The sequence below is a fragment of the Pseudomonas sp. LBUM1647 genome (assembly GCF_059716175.1).
This window is the reverse complement of sequence record NZ_CP166809.1, coordinates 3,101,316-3,118,941: the sequence shown is the minus strand read 5'-3', so window position 1 is coordinate 3,118,941 and position 17,626 is coordinate 3,101,316. Positions and strand designations below refer to the sequence as shown.

The 17,626-nt window shown below is 61.0% G+C and carries 17 protein-coding genes; 9 read left to right on the top strand and 8 right to left on the bottom strand.

The features are described from left to right. Positions 1 to 12: 12 nt before the first annotated feature. Positions 13 to 663 carry a pentapeptide repeat-containing protein gene (locus ACA059_RS14235; protein ID WP_497634415.1) on the top strand — a complete coding sequence of 217 codons (651 nt, stop codon included), beginning with the start codon at positions 13 to 15 and terminating at the stop codon, positions 661 to 663. Positions 664 to 861: 198 nt separating this feature from the next. On the opposite strand, the gene ACA059_RS14230 is transcribed toward ACA059_RS14235, so the two are convergent. From ACA059_RS14230 to ACA059_RS14220, 3 genes are read right to left on the bottom strand one after another with little or no spacing between them, the layout of a single operon-like run. Further along, positions 862 to 1,500, bottom strand: coding sequence for a response regulator transcription factor (locus tag ACA059_RS14230; protein WP_497634414.1), 639 nt, complete (start codon positions 1,498 to 1,500; stop codon positions 862 to 864). Beyond that, complete coding sequence (locus tag ACA059_RS14225; protein WP_497634413.1) at positions 1,497 to 2,759, bottom strand: HAMP domain-containing sensor histidine kinase; 1,263 nt, start codon at positions 2,757 to 2,759, stop codon at positions 1,497 to 1,499. Before ACA059_RS14225 ends, ACA059_RS14230 begins: the two co-directional genes overlap by 4 nt. Positions 2,760 to 2,761: 2 nt before the next feature. Next, positions 2,762 to 2,884: a hypothetical protein gene (locus ACA059_RS14220; RefSeq protein WP_497634412.1), complete on the bottom strand. Its 123-nt coding sequence runs from the start codon at positions 2,882 to 2,884 to the stop codon at positions 2,762 to 2,764. A 158-nt stretch (positions 2,885 to 3,042) separates the two neighbouring features. Here ACA059_RS14220 and ACA059_RS14215 point away from each other — a divergent pair, with 158 nt between their 5' ends. The 6 genes from ACA059_RS14215 (at position 3,043) to ACA059_RS14190 (ending at position 8,246) form a co-directional block, all read left to right on the top strand. After that, positions 3,043 to 4,227, top strand: coding sequence for an ABC transporter substrate-binding protein (locus ACA059_RS14215; RefSeq protein ID WP_497634411.1), 1,185 nt, complete (start codon positions 3,043 to 3,045; stop codon positions 4,225 to 4,227). A 40-nt stretch (positions 4,228 to 4,267) separates the two neighbouring features. Beyond that, the gene (locus ACA059_RS14210) at positions 4,268 to 5,227 is read left to right on the top strand and encodes a YVTN family beta-propeller repeat protein (RefSeq protein WP_497634410.1); all 960 of its coding nucleotides are present in this window, start codon (positions 4,268 to 4,270) and stop codon (positions 5,225 to 5,227) included. Further along, positions 5,224 to 5,955: an ABC transporter ATP-binding protein gene (locus ACA059_RS14205; protein WP_033054523.1), complete on the top strand. Its 732-nt coding sequence runs from the start codon at positions 5,224 to 5,226 to the stop codon at positions 5,953 to 5,955. The genes ACA059_RS14210 and ACA059_RS14205 overlap by 4 nt, the downstream gene beginning before the upstream one ends. Beyond that, positions 5,952 to 6,743 carry an ABC transporter permease gene (locus ACA059_RS14200; protein WP_497634409.1) on the top strand — a complete coding sequence of 264 codons (792 nt, stop codon included), beginning with the start codon at positions 5,952 to 5,954 and terminating at the stop codon, positions 6,741 to 6,743. The genes ACA059_RS14205 and ACA059_RS14200 overlap by 4 nt, the downstream gene beginning before the upstream one ends. Positions 6,744 to 6,969: 226 nt before the next feature. Beyond that, complete coding sequence (locus ACA059_RS14195) at positions 6,970 to 7,527, top strand: PQQ-dependent catabolism-associated CXXCW motif protein (protein ID WP_497634408.1); 558 nt, start codon at positions 6,970 to 6,972, stop codon at positions 7,525 to 7,527. Between the two features lie 56 nt (positions 7,528 to 7,583). Beyond that, a complete protein-coding gene (locus ACA059_RS14190; protein WP_282479029.1) occupies positions 7,584 to 8,246 on the top strand; it encodes a response regulator transcription factor in 663 nt (220 codons plus the stop codon). Between the two features lie 151 nt (positions 8,247 to 8,397). Here ACA059_RS14190 and nahK read toward each other — a convergent pair whose 3' ends face one another. The 4 genes from nahK to ACA059_RS14170 all read right to left on the bottom strand — a co-directional run bounded on the left by nahK (position 8,398) and on the right by ACA059_RS14170 (position 14,580). Further along, positions 8,398 to 10,995 (bottom strand): hybrid sensor histidine kinase/response regulator NahK/ErcS', encoded by a 2,598-nt coding sequence (gene nahK / locus ACA059_RS14185; RefSeq protein ID WP_497634677.1) that lies wholly within the window; start codon positions 10,993 to 10,995, stop codon positions 8,398 to 8,400. Beyond that, positions 10,964 to 12,127: a nitric oxide-sensing protein NosP gene (gene nosP, locus ACA059_RS14180; RefSeq protein ID WP_497634407.1), complete on the bottom strand. Its 1,164-nt coding sequence runs from the start codon at positions 12,125 to 12,127 to the stop codon at positions 10,964 to 10,966. The genes nahK and nosP overlap by 32 nt, the downstream gene beginning before the upstream one ends. A 252-nt stretch (positions 12,128 to 12,379) precedes the next feature. Further along, positions 12,380 to 13,564, bottom strand: a complete 1,185-nt coding sequence (locus tag ACA059_RS14175) for a porin (protein WP_497634406.1) — start codon at positions 13,562 to 13,564, stop codon at positions 12,380 to 12,382. 209 nt (positions 13,565 to 13,773) lie between these two features. Continuing rightward, entirely contained in the window at positions 13,774 to 14,580 is an 807-nt protein-coding gene (locus ACA059_RS14170) for a sulfite exporter TauE/SafE family protein (RefSeq protein ID WP_497634405.1), read from the bottom strand. A gap of 159 nt (positions 14,581 to 14,739) precedes the next feature. Here ACA059_RS14170 and ACA059_RS14165 point away from each other — a divergent pair, with 159 nt between their 5' ends. After that, a complete protein-coding gene (locus tag ACA059_RS14165; protein WP_497634404.1) occupies positions 14,740 to 15,603 on the top strand; it encodes an MBL fold metallo-hydrolase in 864 nt (287 codons plus the stop codon). 115 nt (positions 15,604 to 15,718) lie between these two features. On the opposite strand, the gene bkdR is transcribed toward ACA059_RS14165, so the two are convergent. Then, complete coding sequence (gene bkdR / locus ACA059_RS14160) at positions 15,719 to 16,204, bottom strand: Bkd operon transcriptional regulator BkdR (protein WP_008149727.1); 486 nt, start codon at positions 16,202 to 16,204, stop codon at positions 15,719 to 15,721. Positions 16,205 to 16,389: 185 nt separating this feature from the next. On the opposite strand from bkdR, the gene ACA059_RS14155 reads away from it, so the two are divergent. Then, on the top strand, positions 16,390 to 17,625 hold the full coding sequence (locus ACA059_RS14155) for a 3-methyl-2-oxobutanoate dehydrogenase (2-methylpropanoyl-transferring) subunit alpha (RefSeq protein WP_497634403.1): 1,236 nt from the start codon (positions 16,390 to 16,392) through the stop codon (positions 17,623 to 17,625). Position 17,626: the final 1 nt, after the last annotated feature.

Below are 17,626 nucleotides of genomic sequence, written 5' to 3'. Positions count from 1 at the left end.
CGAGGACCTGCCATGAATTACCTGCCTCTATTGCTATTGCTGACTGCCCTTCCGGTTTTTGCCACCGACGACGGCGAAGACACCCCGCTAATCATCAACGGCTGCACCCTCGCCGAACACAGCCAATGCCCCGGCGCTAACCTCAAGGGCGCCAACCTGAGCAATCAGGACTTGCGCAGCATGAACCTTAGCGGCGCCGACCTGCGCGATGCCGACCTGCGCCACGCCCGACTCGACCTCGCCAACCTGGAAAAGGCCCAACTACAAGGCGCCAACCTGACCCGCGCCAGCCTGCAACAAAGCAACCTGCGCCTGGCCGACTTCACAGGGGCAACGCTGATGGCGATTCAGGGTTGGGGCCTGTTTGCTCAGGGTGCGCAATTCCAGGATGCCAACCTCAGTGGCGCCTACCTGCAATTCGCCCGCCTCTCCGGGGCGAAATTGCACAACGCCAATCTGCGGGCTGCGGATCTGGAGATGACCTGGTTGAGTAAGGCGGATCTCAAGGGTGCCAACCTCAGTGATGCCAATCTGCAGGAGGCCAAGTTTGGGGAAAGCAACCTGGAACAGGCGAACCTCAGCGGTGCGCGGCAGCATTATGCGAATTTTCAGGATGCGAATATGGAGGGCTGCACGGGCTGCCCGACGACCTGGGATAAGTGACTCACCTTACCGGCTGGCACATAACCCTGTAGGAGCTGTCGAGTGAAACGAGGCTGCGATCTTTTGATCTTTGCGTTGCTGTGCCAGACCTAAGCAATGCGTACGTTCGGCCTCTGGGAAAAGGGCAGCAGATCAAGATCAAAAGATCGCAGCCTCGTTTCACTCGACAGCTCCTACAGGGTCCTGCGGTGGATTGAGTCAGTTCGCCACCCGCACCACCCCCATATCAATCCCCAAATGCACCAGCTCAGTGTGGGACGTGACCTGCAATTTGCTCTTGAGCAAGGTCAGGTGATTGGAGACGGTCTTGCTGCTGATACTCAGCTGCTCGGCGATCAACCGCGCCGGAGTGCCCTTGGCGAGCATCACGAAAATCTCCAGCTCGCGCTGGGTCATGCTCTGCAAACGCGGATCACTGGCGTCCTGTTGCGGATGGCACGCCAGTTGGATGGCCAGGGGCTGTTCGATGTACACATGACCAGCGAGGATGCGCTGTACGGCCTCGATCAGCACTTCGGGTGCCGAGCTTTTGGTCAGGTAGCCCGAAGCCCCTGCGTCCAGTGCCTGGCGCACCAACGGCAGTTCATCGTGCATGCTGAAAAACAGCACGCGCAATTGCGGCAAGCGCTGACGCAATCGGCGGGTGGTTTCCAGACCGCTGATCCCCGGTAGACCAAAATCCATGATCACCAGATTCGGTACGGCTTCTTGTACCCGCGTCAGCGCCTCCTCGCCAGTCGTCGCTTCACGCACCTCCATCGCCGGCAACAGCGCCCGCAACAGACTGGCGTAGCCCTGACGGACCACCGCATGGTCATCGACCAACAGAATATTCATGACGCCTCCAAAGGCATGCTCAACGTCAGCGCCCAACCGGCGCCGGGGTGACTGATGATCCGCAACTCGCCGCCCAGGCTGCGCGCGCGTTCAACCATCGAATACAAACCGACACCCGGCCGTTGCGGCTGTTGCGCGCCACGTCCGTTATCGCGAATCAGCAAGCGCAGACGCCCGCCGTGATGTTGCAGGCGAACCCGCACCTGGCTGGCCTCGGCGTGCCGGGCGACGTTGGTCAACGCTTCCTGTAACAAGCGATAGAGATGGGTTTTGTTCGGCACGGACAACGATGGCAACTGCGCGCTGACCCGTAACTGGCAATTGATGCCTTGCCGGCCCTGCCATTGCTCCACCAGCAAACCGAAGGCTTCGGCCAGCGGCAGGTGTTGCAACACCACCGGATAGAGGTCGTGGACCAGCGCCCGGAAGCCCTGTTGCAGATGCTCGCAGTTGTGTTCCAACTCGCGCACCGTACGTTCCACCACCACGGGTTGATCGGCCACCAGCCGCAACAGACAGGCCTGGGCGCGAATGCCCGCCAGGTATTGGCCGAGGTCGTCGTGCAGGGTCTGCGCCAGATGGGTGCGTTCCTGCTCCTGCACCGCCAATAACGTCTGAGTCAGTTGGGTCTTGTCGGCACAAGCCTGCTCCAGCGCAGCAGTCATCTGATTGAAGTGCACCGCCAGTTGCCGCGCCTCCGGCACGCCTTCTGCGCGCAATCGAACATTCAGCTGCCCACTGGAGACCTGTTGCAACGCGCGCAGCAATTCATCGAGCAGGCCCATGCCCCGGCGCACGGCCCAGCGGATGGTCAACAGGCTCAGCAACAACGCCAGGCCGCACAGGCTCAGCAGCTGTCGCAGGGAATCCCAGACTTCGTCGATTTCATCCCGCGGGTCAACCGCGATCTGGACCCGCCGGCCATCCTGCAAATCCAGCACCCGGACGCTGTGCCGCTCCTCGGCAAATAGCAAACGCCCGAGCCAGGCATCAAGCCCGTCCTGTACCGGCAGCCGTGCCTCCTCGCCGCGTTCCAGCCAACGCACCCGTACATGGCGCAAGCTGCCCGTCAGCCGCGGTTGCAGGCTGGCGGGGTCACGCTCGGCGGTTTCGCTGAGGTACTCGACCACCGCTTCGGCGGATTGCAGCTCACGCTCCACGTCCGCCAGCGCCTGATGCACCAGCAACCCCATGCACGCCAAGGTGACCAGGGCGAAAAATCCGCAGACCCAGAGGTTGATCCGCCACAGGGCCGACACGCCTAGCGCCCCGGTGTTATGGGCAAGACCAGCAATGGCACGGGACGCGAGCCGTGGAGCTTGTCGACGCCGATCAGGGTCAGGATCAGCAGCAACGGCAGAAGCAGCGCTTTGAGAATTCGCATGATCGATCGCCTCCAGAGTGATGGCCGTTATTGCCCATGCTAAAACCGCGCCGCCCCGAGCGAGTTACTACCTTGGTACTGGCTCACAGGTACTTTCTGCATATTTCCTTCTGCCTCACAGCGTTCCTATGCTGGCGCTACCTGTAATGGAGTGCCTTATGCGCCAGCTTGCCCCTTACGCCCTGATCTACCTGTTGGCGATTGCCTGCGCCGCCGGGCTGGCGACCCAGAGCCAGGCTGCCGACGTGCCGTTGCAGGTGCAGATCGGCTACCTGGGCTATCGCCCCGACCCGGGCCCGTTGCTGTCGAACGTCATTCCCGAGCCGGTCGATGCCGGGCTGCGGGGCGCCGAACTGGCGATCACTGACAGCAACAGCACCGGGCGTTTCCTCAACCAGAGCTACAACCTGGTCAGCGCCAACGTCGACAATCCGGATGCCTTGGTCGAAGCGGCCAAGGCTCAACATGAACAAGGTCTGCGCCTGTTTGTCGTCAACGCACCAGCCGCCAGTCTGCGCCAACTCAGCGCCGTGCTGCCCGACAGCTTGCTGTTCAACGCCGGCAGCCCCGACGACAGCCTGCGCACCACCGACTGCCTGCCGAACGTGCTGCACAGCCTGCCGAGTCGGGCGATGCTCGCCGATGCGCTGGCGCAATTTCTGGTGGTGCGCAAATGGCAACGGGCGCTGCTGATCGTCGGCCCGACCCCGGACGATCAAGCCTATGCCGCCGCCCTGCGCCGCGCCGCCAAACGCTTCGGCCTGAAACTGGTCGCGGAAAAAACCTGGAGTTTCGACAACGATCAGCGCCGCAGCGCCCAGGCCGACATGCCGCTGTTCACCCAGACCGCCGAGTACGACGTGGTGCTGGTGGCGGATGAACGCGGTGATTTCGGCGAATACGTGCCCTACCAGACCTGGTACCCACGGCCGGTCGCCGGCACTCAGGGTCTGACCCCGGTGGGCTGGCATAAAACCGTGGAAACCTACGGCGCCGCCCAGTTGCAGAAACGTTTCGAAGCCCTGACCGGGCGCTGGATGAATGACCGCGATTTTGCGGCCTGGATCGCCGTGCGCAGCATCGCCAGTGCCGTGAGCAAACTGCGCCAGGTCGATCCGGTGGCGATCCGTACGCTTGAGATCAGCGATCAATTGCCGCTGGACGGTTTCAAGGGTCGCAAGCTCAGTTATCGGCCGTGGAACGGCCAGTTGCGCCAACCCATTCCCATCGTGCAGCCCCGGGCGTTGGTCAGCACGTCGCCGCAAGACGGCTTCCTGCACCCCTTCAACGAGATGGACAGCCTCGGCTACGACAAGCCTGAGGTCAGCTGCCGCTTTCCCTAATCCAACTTTCCACAAGAACTACAACAAAAAGGAATCCACCATGCGCCGCACCCTGCTCTCTTGCGCCCTGCTGCTTGCCGCCGGGCACGCCGCTGCCAGCACCGCCTGGGTCTCCAACGAAAAGGACAACAGCCTGAGCCTGATCGACCTTCAGACCCTGCAAGTCACCGACACCCTGCCCGTCGGCCAGCGCCCCCGCGGTCTGCTGTTGTCCCACGACAACAAGCTGCTGTACATCTGCGCCAGCGACTCGGACCGGGTCCAGGTGATGGACGTGGCCACGCGCAAAATCATCAAGGAACTGCCCTCGGGCAAGGACCCTGAACAATTCGCCCTGCACCCGAATAATCGCTGGCTGTACGTTTCCAACGAAGACGATGCGCTGGTGACGGTGATCGACACCGAAACCTCCAAGGTGCTGAGCCAGATCAACGTCGGCGTCGAACCCGAAGGCATGGCCGTCAGCCCCGACGGCAAGTGGGCGGTGAACACCAGCGAAACCACGAACATGCTGCACTGGATCGACACCAGCACTCAGACCCTCGCCGATAGCACCCTGGTGGATCAGCGACCGCGCTTCGTCGAGTTCACGCCGGATGGCTCCAAACTCTGGGCCTCGGCGGAAATCGGCGGCACCGTGACCATTCTCGACGTCGCCACCCGCAAGGTCCTCAAGACCCTGACCTTCCAGATCAAGGGCGTGCACCCGGACAAAGTCCAGCCGGTGGGCATCAAGCTCAGCGCCGACGGCAAGTACGGTTTCGTCGCCCTCGGCCCGGCCAATCATGTGGCGGTGATCGACGCCAAGACCTTCGAAATTCTTGATTACCTGCTGGTCGGACGACGTGTCTGGCAGATGTCGTTTACCCCGGATCAAAAGCAATTGCTGGCTACCAACGGCGTCAGCGGCGACGTGTCGGTGATCGATGTCGACAGCCTCAAGGTCACCAAGTCGATCAAGGTCGGGCGTTATCCGTGGGGCGTGGTGGTGACCCCATGAACGCACTGGAAGTCAGCGAGCTGAGTTTCGCTTATGGTGCGAAAGAGGCATTGCGTCAGGTGAGTTTCAGCCTGGCGCCTGGCCGTTTCGCGGCACTGCTGGGGCCGAACGGCGCGGGCAAATCGACGCTGATTGCCCTGCTCACTCGACTCTACGATTTGCAGCGCGGTGACATCCGCGTCGGCGGCTGTTCGTTGCGCAACGCGGCGCGCCCGGCGCTCAAGCAATTAGGTGTGGTGTTTCAGCAAAGCACGTTGGACCTGGACCTCAGTGTCGAGCAAAACCTGCGTTATCACGCCGCGCTGCATGGGATGTCGCGACGTCAGACCGGCCTTCGGGTCGACGCCGAACTGGCCCGCCAAGCCTTGACCGAACGCCGTCGCGAACGGGTCCGCGAACTCAATGGCGGCCACCGTCGCCGGGTGGAAATCGCCCGCGCCTTGCTGCATGAGCCGCGCCTGCTGCTGCTCGACGAGGCCAGCGTCGGCCTCGACCCGGCCAGTCGGCTGGCGCTCAATCAACACATCCGCAGCCTGTGCCGCGAGCAGAACATCAGCGTGCTCTGGACCACCCATTTGCTGGATGAAGTGCAGCCGAGCGACGACTTGTTGATCCTGCATCAGGGCCGGCTGGTCGCCAGCGGACAAGCCGACGCCCTGAGCCTGGAGCACGGTGGTGACCTGGGTTCGGCCTTCACTCGACTGACGACTTCAGGAGCCGCCCAATGAATGCCTACTGGCAATGTTTCAGCGGCATCGTGCTGCGTGAATGGCTGCGTTTTGTGTTGCAGCGCACGCGGTTTCTCAGTGCGCTGGTACGGCCGTTGCTGTGGCTGCTGGTGTTCGCCGCCGGTTTTCGCGCGGCACTCGGGATCGCGATCATCGAGCCCTATGACACCTACATTCCCTACGAGGTCTACATCATCCCCGGGCTGGCCTGCATGATCCTGCTGTTCAACGGCATGCAAGGTTCGCTGTCGATGGTCTACGACCGCGAAATGGGCAGCATGCGCGTGCTGCTGACCAGCCCCCTGCCCCGCACTTTCCTACTGTGCAGCAAATTGTTGGCCACCTCGTTGATCTCGCTGTTGCAGGTGTACGCCTTTCTGGCGATTGCCTGGGTGTACGGCGTGCAACCACCGGCCATGGGGCTGTTGATCGCGTTACCGGCGTTGCTGCTGGTGGCGTTGATGCTCAGCGCGCTGGGCTTGTTGTTGTCCAACGCGATCCGTCAGCTGGAGAACTTTGCCGGGGTGATGAACTTCGTGATTTTCCCGCTGTTTTTCCTGTCATCAGCGCTGTATCCGCTGTGGAAGATGCGCGAGTCCAGCGAGTGGCTGTACTGGTTGTGCGCGTTGAACCCGTTCACCCATGCGGTGGAACTGGTGCGGTTTGCCTTGTATGAACGCCTCAATCCGTTGGCGCTGGCGGTGTGCGTGGGGCTGACGCTGGTATTCGCCCTGCTCGCCGTACTCACCTTCAACCCGCAACACGCCGCCCTGCGCAAAACCAACTAACACCACAAATCCCCTGTGGGAGCGAGCTTGCTCGCGATGAGGGCATCACACCCAACATTGATGTCGGCTGACACACCGCTATCGCGAGCAAGCTCGCTCCCACAGGGGATTTGAGTTGAACAGCGTGAAAATTACTACTTTAGTACCGGTTTCCCTGTCTATCGTCGCATTCCAATCGCACCGAGACTGGCATGTAATAGGTTCATAACTATAAGGATTGAACCCCATGCCGCGTGCCCGACGTCGTCTGCTGCGCCCGTCTCTCGCTGCGCTATCGCTGAGCCTGTTGCTCGGCGTCGCGCAGGCCGAAACACCGCTGTTCTCCACCGACGGCTATCGCATCGGTCTGTACCGCAGCCCGACCCCGAATCAAATACAGGGCGCCGGCATCATCGATACCGCGGCCCTGCAAATCCTGCTGACCCAGACGCCGCGTCCGGTGCTGATCGACGTCTACCGCCGCCAGTGGTTGCAAGGACGTTTCATCGAGGACCAGCCCCACGAAAACCTTCCCGGCAGCCATTGGCTGGCCAATACCGGCGACGGTGACCTGACGCCCGACTGGCAGGACTATTTTGCGCGTAAGCTGAACACATTGACCGCAGGTGATCTCGCGCAACCGCTGGTATTCTACTGCCGCGCCGATTGCTGGCTGAGCTGGAACGCCGTGAAGCGCGCCGCCGCCATGGGCTATAAGACGCTGTATTGGTATCGCGACGGCCTGGACGCCTGGCAGGCCGCCAACCTGCCCGTAACGCCGGCCCAGCCCGAGCCCTTCCCCTGACCGTTACGTGTGCGAGTTGTTGCCACACCCTAATCAAAATAATGAGGTGAAAGGCTATGTACAAAATTCTGATTGCCGACGATCACCCGCTGTTTCGCGAAGCCATTCATAACGTCATCAGCGATGGTTTTCCGGGCAGCGAGGTGATGGAAACCGCCGACCTGGACAGCGCTCTGCTGCTGACGCAGGAACACGACGACCTGGACCTGATCCTGCTCGACCTGAACATGCCCGGCATGCACGGCCTCAATGGCCTGATCAACCTGCGCAACGAGGCGCCGACCATTCCGGTGGTGATCGTCTCGGCCGAACAGGACAAACAAGTCGTACTGCAAGCCATCACCTATGGCGCGGTGGGTTTCATCACCAAATCCTCGCCACGGGTGCAAATGACCGAGGCCATCCAGCAGATCCTCAACGGCAATGTCTACTTGCCACCGGACATCATCCGCACGCAAAAATGCGGTACAAGGCGCATGAACGATGCCCCGAGCTTTCCGCCGGAACTGCTCCAGGCCTTGACCCGCAAGCAGTTGCTGGTGCTCGAACGCATGACCAAGGGCGAGTCGAACAAACAGATCGCCTACACCCTGGAAATTGCCGAAACCACAGTCAAGGCCCACGTCTCGGCAATCCTGCGCAAACTCAACGTGCACAACCGGGTGCAGGCGATTTTGAGTGCCGGGGATATTGATTTCGGGTCTTACTTACGGCGTTGAAAATGCGCCCCTGTGGCGAGGGGGCTTGCCCCCGTTCGGCTGCGAAGCAGTCGTAAATTCTGGCGACTCGGTTTATCTAAATTTAGTAGGGGGCTGCTTCGCAGCCCAACGGGGGCAAGCCCCCTCGCCACAGGTGTGGTGTCCGGCGGGGCTATCGGGATGGGCCGAGCAAGTGACTCATCGCCGTCTTGAGCTTCATCGGCCGCACCGGTTTGTGCATCAGGGTATGGCCCAGTTCGCGGATCTGCTGTTTGAGTTCGTTGCTGTAGTTGGCGGTGATCATCATTGCCGGAATCGCCGAGCCGCGACGTGCGTTAATCCGGGCCACGGCATCGACGCCGTTCTGATCGTCATTCAAGTGATAGTCGGCGATCAGCAAATCGGCTTCTTCGTGATAGTTGTCCACTTGCCGCGCCAGGTCCTGCTCCGACAGTGCCGTGACCACCAGACACCCCCACCCTTCGAGTAACGTGCGCATGCCGGCGCAAATGGCCGCGTCGTTGTCCAGCACCCACACCCGCGCCCCACGCAGACGTTCAAGCATCGGCTCACTCATCAGCAAACTCGGCAGCGCCTTGGGCGCCGTAGCGCTCAAAGGCACTTCGACCGAGAACATCGAGCCCTTGCCCGGCCACGAACGCACATGAATGCGGTGACCGAGAATCCCGGCGATTTTTTCGACGATCGCCAGGCCCAGACCTAACCCGCGATCCTGATCCGGACGCTGCACGTCACCGCGTTTGAACTCCTGAAAAATCTCCTCGAGGCGGTTTTCGGCAATGCCCATGCCGCTGTCCCAGACCTCGATCGACAGGCGCTGGTGATGACGCCGGCAACCGAGCACCACACGACCGCTGTAGGTGTAGCGAATGGCGTTGCTCAACAGATTTCGAAGGATCCGCGCCAGCAACTGAATGTCGCTGCGCACCAGTGCCGAACAGGGAATGAAATGCAGTTCCAGACCTTCGCTGCGAGCCACCTGGGTGTACTCGGCCGCAAGGTTCTCCAGCAATTCGCTCAGGGCAAACGGCGCAATGTCGGCCTTGATCACCCCGGCATCCAGTTTGGAAATGTCCACCAGCGTACCCAGCAGGTTCTCCACGTCTTCCAGGGAGTTGCTGACATTGCGTACCAAAATCGCATTGGCCACCGGCTCCCGCCGTTCGAGCAAAGCACTGGTAAACAGCCGCGCGGCGTTGAGCGGTTGCAGCAGGTCATGACTGACGGCAGCGAGAAACTTGGTCTTCGACAGGTTGGCCTGTTCGGCTTCGAGTTTGGCTTCACGCAGGCGAGATTCCGCCCGCCGACGCTCATCGATCTCACGCAGTAATTGGTCGTTCAGGGTGGTCAGTTCCGACGTGCGTTCGCGCACCCGCAACTCAAGATTCTGATAGGCCTGGTGTAGCGCTTCGGCGGTGCGGCGGCGTTCGGTGATGTCGCGGATCAGCACGAAAATCCCCACCACTTCCCCGGTGGCCAGGCGATTGGGTACGTAGGAGCGCAGCATGTAGCGCTCCTGGTTGTTGATGTTGGTTTCAGCGACCTCGAACGTCACGCTCTCACCGGCCAGGGCCCGGGCCACGTAGGCTTCCAGGCGCTGATAATGCTGTTCGCTGTGGACTTCGCGCAGGCTCTGCCCAAGCATCACGCCCCGAGGCCAGCAGTACCATTCTTCATACACCTTGTTGGTGAACTCGTAGACCAGGTCGGCATTCAGGTAGGCAATCAGCGCTGGCACATGGTCGGTGATCAAACGAATCCAGCGCTCGCTTTCGCTCAGCGCTTCGGCGTGTTGGTAGCGTTCGGTGATGTCGGTGAAGGTGTTGACAAAGCCGCCGGTGGGCAACGGATGGGTGCGGATTTCCAGCACCCGGCCATCGTAGAGGCGCTGCTCGCATTCCTGCACGTGCCGCCCGTTTAGATCCCGACTGGCCGGGGTCAGCAGGTTCAACTCGCTGTCGGCGATCACTTCGGAAAACGGACGATGAGCCGCCACCGGGGCCAGGCCGCTGAGTTCGAGGAAACGCCGGTTCCACAACTCCAGAATGCCCTCGGCGTTGACCATGGCCACGCCTTGGGACAGGTTGTCGACCGCCCGTTGCAACAGATGGGATTTCTGCGCCACCGCCTGCTCGCGGCGCACGGTTTCGCTGAGTTTGACGTCGGTAATGTCGGTGAACAGGATCACCCGCCCGCCTTCCTGAGTCGGCCTTTCGCTGACTTGTAACCAGCGACCGTCCTGCAGGCGATAGAGCAGGCTTTCGTCGGCATGCCCGCGCGGCTCTTCAGTGAACAGCCCGGTGGCGGACATCAGTCGCTTGACCTCGGCCAGGCGCATGCCGGCGTTGATCCGCACCCGACTGTTGCCCCAGAACGCCTTGAAACGGCTATTGAACAAGACGATTCGCTGGTCCGCATCGAACAGCACAAACGCATCGGAAATGCTCTCGATGGCATCGATCAAATGCTGATGCGCGGTTTCCGCCCGCAGGCGCGCTTCGCTGAGCAAGTGATTGCCCGACTTGAGTTCAGCCATGGCCTGGTTCAAGGCGTCGGTGCGCTCACGCACCTGTTCGGCCAGTACCACCGAATGCTGGAACGCCGCGTAGGGGTCATTGCCGCGGGTGATTCCGGACTCGATCCGCTCGATCAGCGCGCCATTGATGCGCTGCAGTTTGTGGTTGTCACGCTGCAGGCTGGCGATCTGCGCCTGGAGCTCAGCGGTGTCCAGGGGACCGGCCTCGGGCAATGGCAACCCCGGTGAAGGTCTGGTTGATGTGCATGCCATTGAACTGTTCTCCGTAGGTGTTGAAGCCCATCACCCGTTGGTCACGCAAAAACGTTCCGATCTGCTCCAGACTGCCGCCGTCTTCCAGTTCCAGACGCCTGAGAAAGCAGTCGCAGCCGATGGTCAGCAACAGGTCGCCGAGGCGCTCCTGCAAGCCTTCGAACAGGGTTTGCAGATTCGGCAGCATCGGGCCGGGCGTCATGACGGTGAGGACGATGCCGTTTTCCACCGCGCAGTAGAAACTCAGGCTCAGGTCCGGATGAACCTGCTGGATCGCCCGCACGTAATACTGATCGTTGATCCGCACGGCCAACGGGTGCGCGGCGAAGATCCGATGATCGAGCTCCGCCACCGGCACACCGATGTGCCGGGCGTACTCCTCGGCGGCGGGTTCGGCGTTGAGTTCGAAGACCCGGCGCGAGGCGCTGTCAGCCCCGGTGACCACCAGTTTTTCAGCCCTCGGCAGGATGTGGTGAGTGGTGAAGACTTCGAAGTCGAGCCAGGTATTGACCAGCACCACCACCGCCGCGCCGCTGTGGAACTCGCCATTAAAATAGACGTGGGTGTGGGTCAGGTAATTGTCGTCGCCGGCCGAACCGCCGAAATGCGGGATATCGCCCAACGCCGCGCTCAGGGCCGCGAGGACCATTTCTTCTCGACTGGACAACCCATCGAGCAGGGTCAGCGCAAAGCTGTTGCCCTTGATCGGCGCCTGGGTGTTGCTGCGACAGCCACTGACCAGTCGCTCGACCATTTGCTGGGCGTCGATCAGGCTGAAACGCTCCATCTCGGAGATCAGTTCGGCGTCGATGGAGAAATGCCGATGGTCGAAGCCCACCGCCGTCACACAGTTGCGACCGTAGCCCAAGGGCGTGATTTCCCCGGCGCTGGTGCAACCCACCAGGCGTATGCCACCGAAGCTTTGTTGCAAGGCCTGGCCCAGCGCCTGCAGGTCGTACTCGGCGGAACAGAAGAACAGCACGAAGCCCAAGTGCGGGTGCAACAGTTGTCGCGCCAGCTCTTGGGCCACCTGTTGGGCATCGGTGGCCTGGGACATTGCACTGACCACACCTTCACTCTGGACCTGCTGCATCGTCGCCTCCCGCAGGTGCGCATGTATGAGGCATGAGTGTACGAAGCCTGTGAGCTGCGACGTATGCTACTTGGGTAGCGGGTAGCCACTTCGATGGGATGAGTACAATTGTGACGTTCGACCCCTTGTGGCGAGGGGACTTGTCCCCGTTGGACTGCGCAGCAGGCCCCTGCGGTCGATGCGCAACCGAAGGGGGCCGCTTCGCGACCCAACGGGGACAAGTCCCCTCGCCACAGGGATTTATGTCAGCGGTTACCAGGTCAGCACCGCCCCCACCGCAAAGGTGTCGGTGTCTTCGTTCTGGTCGCTGGTGTCGTGGCCGTTGATTGCGAACTGGTTGTACTCGGCCACCAGCTTGAGGTTGTCGTTGACGTCATGGAACAGCGCAACGCCGCGTGTTTCGTAGTCCGCACCGCTGCCGACCACGCCGTTGCCATCGTCGTTGGTCTTGCCGTAAGACAAGGCCAGTCGGTTCTTGCCGAGCTTGTAGGAGCCCTGCAGCAGGTAACCGTCACTGTCGACGTTGCGCAGGGTCGGTTCCCCGGCGTTGTTGGTGAAGAACGGGTTGATACCCTTGGCCTGGAAACCGGAGCCGGTGAGGGACAAACCGCCCATTTTCGCCTGCACGCCATAGCCGACGCCTTTGGAGGTGACGGACTCGACGGTGGAATCGGTATTGTCCGACGTCTGGTAGCTGCCGTTGACCCAGCTGTAAATCTTCGCCCCGGCGAGGTCGAACTGATAGGTGATCTCGCTCTCGGTACGCGGGTTCTCCTGGTAGGCCTTGCCCAATGGACTGCTGTCGTTGGTGTCCACCGGGTCCATGATCCCCACGGCCACCCGCAGTCCCTCCATCACCGGCGTGCGATAGGTAATCTGCGACGTCGGGAACGGGTACGGATAACCCGTGCCGATGTTGCCGAACGACACCCCGCCACCGTCCACCAGTCCCAGGGAATCGCTGACCTGGCCGTAACCGGCGAGCATTTCATCCAGCAGGATGTTGGAACGGGCGAACAGGCCGAAGTCCTTGCCGATCAACACTTCGCCCCACTCCGGATTGGCCACGGTGCCGTAGAACTGCCGCACGTCGATGGCGGTGTCGGTGCCGTTGGTTTCGCTGTCGTTGATGGTCACCCAGAAGGAGGACCGGGCGCCGAGCTTGAGGTCATCGACCTGCTTGCTCATGTTGAAGCCCAGGTAGTTGGGCAGAAAACCCATTTTGACCCGCGCCTGTTTCCGGTCGAATTGGTCGCCGGCGCGGTCCACATCGCTGTTCACATAGAAGGCGTTGATGTAGCCGTCGGTGGAAAACGTGGTCTGGTCCTTGTCGTACAGCATGATCTCGGCCTCGGCCATCGAGCTCAAACCGAGGGTCGACAGGCTGGCGATGAAGGCAGGCAAGAAACGATGCTTGATGTTCTTATTGTTGTGCATGACGCGCTCCGCAGCGGGGGACTGGATGTCGGAGGCGATTATCGAAAGCTGACCGGCGGCGTCATACGCTGCCTTGGAGGCGGTTTTGAAGTGCTTTGGAGTGGCAGGTCATGCGCGGCAAGTTCGGTGTAAGACCGTCCGTCGACGAGGCCCGGAACTTAGGGTGTACGCCTGTGGAACGGACTGGCGTCCACAGGAACCGGTACGTGCTAGACGCCCGCTCTAAACAGCATGTAAGCGGCGACCACGACACAGATGCTGGCGAAGCCGATCTGCAATCCCCGGGCCGGTACTCGCGCGCAAAGTCTTCGGCCAATGATCATGCCGACGATGCTCGCGGCGATAAACGCCACGCCCAAACCATCGATTCTCACCCCGGCCTGAAACGCGCCGATCACGCCGATGGCGGAAATCAGGCTGATCACCATCAACGACGTGGCGACGATTCCGCGCATCTGCACATCCGTCAGCTGCTTGAACGCCGGGACGATCAGGAAGCCGCCGCCCACCCCGAGCAGCCCGGAGACCACCCCGGTCACCGCGCCCAGTGCCGCGAGGGTCGCGGTGCACTTGGCGGTCCAGGAAAAGCGCCCGGTCTGCTGATCGAGCATGCAGTTCTTCTGGCCCCAGTTGGCGTGGCCGTGGTCGCTCGGTCCCTCCTCCTGGCGCTCACGGCGCAGCATCCGCCAGGCCACCATGACCATCAGCAGGCTGAACAGAATCATCAGGATTTTTTCCGGCAACTGATGGGCGAAGTAGATGCCGACCGGCGAAAAAATCGCCCCCAGCAGGGCGATCAGCAACGCTGCGCGGTAGCGCACCAAGCCATGGCGCAACCCGTCAATGGCGCCGACAGCCGCCGCACTGCCCACCGCGAACAGTGCGACCGGCGCGGCTTGCGTCATGGTCAAGCCCAACCCCAACACCAGCGCCGGCACCGCAAGAATGCCGCCACCGGCTCCGGTCAAACCGAGTACCAACCCCATCACCACGCCAAAAAAACTCGCCAGCAACATAAAACTCTCGTGATCTGCAAAAAAGCCGGGAGCGCCCGGTATCGATGACTGACAGGATAGAGCCCGTGCAGCTTTTTTCATTAATTGAATTAATGCGGGCTGGTCAGCGCAGGGAAAATGAAACTACCCTCATGGCTTGTCCAGAAAGAAACGGCCACCATGCCCGCCTTGATTGAAGCTTTTTTAGACCCTGCCTCGTCGACCTTCAGCTACGTGATCTATGAAAACGATGGCGGCCAATGCGCAATTGTCGACCCGGTGCTCGACTACGACCCCGCCGCCGGGCGAACCGCCACCACCCAGGCCGACAAGATCATCGCCTTCGTTCGCCAACATCAGCTGCAGGTGCAATGGCTGCTGGAAACCCACGCCCATGCCGATCACCTGTCCGCCGCGCCTTATTTGCGTCGGGAACTGGGCGGGAAGATTGCGATTGGTCAGTCGATCAGCAAGGTTCAGGGCGTGTTCAAGACCCTGTTCAACCTTGAGCCGGAATTTCGCAGTGACGGTTCGCAGTTCGATCATCTGTTCGCGCCGGACGAATCGTTCCGGATCGGCAACCTCAAGGCCACGGCCCTGCATGTTCCCGGCCACACGCCAGCGGACATGGCCTTTCTGATCGACAGCGATGTGATTCTGGTGGGCGATACATTGTTCATGCCGGACGTGGGCACGGCGCGCTGCGACTTCCCCGGCGGTAACGCCAACCAGATGTTCGCCTCGATTCGCAAACTGCTGGCCTTCCCTGCCAGCGTTCGACTTTATGTCTGCCACGATTACCCGCCTGAGGGTCGTGAACCGCAGTGCATGAGCACGGTGGGCGAGCAGCGCAAAAGCAACATTCACATCCATGACGGCATTGACGAGGCCGCCTTCGTTGCCATGCGCACCCAGCGCGATGCGGGGTTGGGTATGCCGACGCTGTTGCTGCCGGCGATTCAGGTGAATGTACGAGCGGGGAATTTGCCGCCGGCCGAGGGCAATGGCGTCACTTACCTGAAAATCCCGCTAAACAAACTTTAAGATCAAAAGATCGCAGCCTGCGGCAGCTCCTACATTGACCGGGTACGACCGTGATCTTGCGGATGGTCCAAACCCTGTAGGAGCTGGCGAAGCCTGCGATCTTTTGATCTTGCCGTCAGGCCAAGGTCAACCCATTCGCCGGCAACGGCAGCGCGGTTTTATAGCGCACCTGCTTGAGCGCAAAGCTCGAACGGATATTCGCCACGCCGGGCACCTTGGTCAAAAAGTCCATCATGAAGCGCTCCAGCGACTGAATGGTCGGCACCAGCACCCGGATCAAATAGTCCGGGTCGCCGGCCATCAAATAGCACTCCATCACTTCCGGACGATCCGAGATCGCCTCCTCGAAATGCTGCAACGCCTCCTCCACTTGTTTTTCCAGGCTGACGTGAATGAACACATTCACGTGCAGCCCCAGCAGGTCGGCATCCAGCAGGGTCACCTGCTCACGAATCAGGCCCAATTCTTCCATCGCCTTGACCCGGTTGAAGCACGGGGTTGGCGACAGGTTCACCGAGCGTGCGAGGTCGGCGTTGGTGATGCGCGCGTTCTCCTGAAGGCTGTTCAAAATGCCGATATCGGTACGGTCCAGTTTGCGCATGAGACAAAACCACCTGTTTTTTATGTTTATACAGATTTTTTATCCTCAAATGATCGCCAACGCAACGAAACAGAGAGAAATATTCTTCTTGGCCCGGCCTATGATTGTTGTAGGACAAGAATTCTTTTATCGAAGAATGACGGTCAGCTCACTACAAGAAATTCACAAGATCGAGCGTAGAAGCCATGAACCAAGCGTACGAACCGCTGCAACTGCACGTTCCCGAACCATCGGGCCGTCCTGGCTGCAAAACCGACTTCTCCTACCTGCGTCTGACCGACGCCGGTACGGTGCGCAAACCCCCAATTGACGTTGAACCGGCCGACACCGCCGACCTGGCCAAAGGCCTGATTCGCGTGCTCGACGACCAGGGCAATGCCCTCGGTCCATGGGCTGAAGGCGTACCCGCCGCGATCCTGCGTAAAGGCATGCGCGCCATGCTCAAGACGCGGATCTATGACAACCGCATGGTGGTCGCCCAGCGCCAGAAAAAAATGTCGTTCTACATGCAGAGCCTTGGCGAAGAAGCCATCGGCAGCGGCCAGGCCCTGGCACTGAACGTCGATGACATGTGCTTCCCGACGTACCGCCAGCAAAGCATTCTGATGGCGCGAGACGTGCCGCTGGTGGACCTGATCTGCCAACTGCTGTCCAACGAGCGTGATCCGCTCAAGGGCCGTCAGCTGCCGATCATGTATTCAGTCAAAGACTTCGGTTTCTTCACCATTTCCGGCAACCTCGCCACCCAGTTCGTACAGGGCGTGGGCTGGGGCATGGCCTCGGCGATCAAGGGCGACACCAAAATCGCCTCGGCCTGGATCGGCGACGGCGCTACCGCTGAATCCGACTTCCACACCGCCCTCACCTTCGCCCACGTTTACCGTGCGCCAGTGATCCTCAACGTGGTCAACAACCAGTGGGCGATCTCCACGTTCCAGGCGATTGCCGGTGGTGAAGCCACTACCTTTGCCGGTCGTGGTGTCGGTTGCGGCATTGCCTCCCTACGGGTCGATGGCAACGATTTCGTCGCGGTCTACGCTGCCTCTGCCTGGGCCGCCGAACGCGCCCGCCGCAACCTCGGCCCAACCATGATCGAATGGGTCACCTACCGCGCCGGTCCACACTCCACTTCTGATGATCCGTCCAAATACCGTCCTGCCGACGACTGGAGCTACTTCCCGTTGGGCGACCCGATTGCGCGCCTGAAGCAGCACCTGGTGAAAATCGGTCAGTGGTCGGAAGAGGAACACGTCGCCGTCAGCGCCGAACTCGAAGCCGAAGTGATCGCCGCGCAAAAAGAAGCCGAACAGTACGGCACCCTCGCCGGCGGCCAGATTCCGAGCGCCGCGACCATGTTCGAAGACGTCTACAAAGAGATGCCGGAGCACTTGAAGCGCCAGCGTCAAGAGTTGGGGATCTGAC

Coding starts and splice junctions, on each gene's coding strand:
- ACA059_RS14235 (WP_497634415.1), top strand. CDS start 13: ATGAATTACCTGCCTCTATTGCTATTGCTGACTGCCCTTCCGGTTTTT.
- ACA059_RS14230 (WP_497634414.1), bottom strand. CDS start 1,500: ATGAATATTCTGTTGGTCGATGACCATGCGGTGGTCCGTCAGGGCTAC.
- ACA059_RS14220 (WP_497634412.1), bottom strand. CDS start 2,884: ATGCGAATTCTCAAAGCGCTGCTTCTGCCGTTGCTGCTGATCCTGACC.
- ACA059_RS14215 (WP_497634411.1), top strand. CDS start 3,043: ATGCGCCAGCTTGCCCCTTACGCCCTGATCTACCTGTTGGCGATTGCC.
- ACA059_RS14210 (WP_497634410.1), top strand. CDS start 4,268: ATGCGCCGCACCCTGCTCTCTTGCGCCCTGCTGCTTGCCGCCGGGCAC.
- ACA059_RS14205 (WP_033054523.1), top strand. CDS start 5,224: ATGAACGCACTGGAAGTCAGCGAGCTGAGTTTCGCTTATGGTGCGAAA.
- ACA059_RS14200 (WP_497634409.1), top strand. CDS start 5,952: ATGAATGCCTACTGGCAATGTTTCAGCGGCATCGTGCTGCGTGAATGG.
- ACA059_RS14195 (WP_497634408.1), top strand. CDS start 6,970: ATGCCGCGTGCCCGACGTCGTCTGCTGCGCCCGTCTCTCGCTGCGCTA.
- ACA059_RS14190 (WP_282479029.1), top strand. CDS start 7,584: ATGTACAAAATTCTGATTGCCGACGATCACCCGCTGTTTCGCGAAGCC.
- nosP (WP_497634407.1), bottom strand. CDS start 12,127: ATGCAGCAGGTCCAGAGTGAAGGTGTGGTCAGTGCAATGTCCCAGGCC.
- ACA059_RS14175 (WP_497634406.1), bottom strand. CDS start 13,564: ATGCACAACAATAAGAACATCAAGCATCGTTTCTTGCCTGCCTTCATC.
- ACA059_RS14170 (WP_497634405.1), bottom strand. CDS start 14,580: ATGTTGCTGGCGAGTTTTTTTGGCGTGGTGATGGGGTTGGTACTCGGT.
- ACA059_RS14165 (WP_497634404.1), top strand. CDS start 14,740: ATGCCCGCCTTGATTGAAGCTTTTTTAGACCCTGCCTCGTCGACCTTC.
- bkdR (WP_008149727.1), bottom strand. CDS start 16,204: ATGCGCAAACTGGACCGTACCGATATCGGCATTTTGAACAGCCTTCAG.
- ACA059_RS14155 (WP_497634403.1), top strand. CDS start 16,390: ATGAACCAAGCGTACGAACCGCTGCAACTGCACGTTCCCGAACCATCG.